The 222-nt window shown below is 68.5% G+C and carries 1 protein-coding gene; it reads right to left on the reverse strand.

From position 1 onward, the window contains the following. Positions 1 to 222, reverse strand: a 222-nt coding sequence (locus CWO91_RS42565) for a LysR substrate-binding domain-containing protein (RefSeq protein WP_245471555.1), incomplete at both ends; no start/stop codon positions are given.

Genomic DNA, 222 nt, shown 5'->3' on the forward strand with positions numbered 1-222 from the left:
GTCGAGTTCGGCGCGCAGCAGATGATCGCACATCGTCTCGGTCAGGCCCTCGCTCAACTCCAGCCGGACGCGGGGAAAGCGGCTGGTGAATATCTGCGCCAGCGGCGCATAGAAGATGTCGGCGAGGCTCGAGGGCGCGCCCAGCCGCACTGTGCCGCTGGGCTCGCGGTTTTCCGTGCGGACCTCCGCCTTGACGTCATCGACGGCGCCGAGCAGCCAGCG

The sequence above is a fragment of the Bradyrhizobium genosp. SA-3 genome (assembly GCF_004212635.1).
Lineage (GTDB): Bacteria > Pseudomonadota > Alphaproteobacteria > Rhizobiales > Xanthobacteraceae > Bradyrhizobium.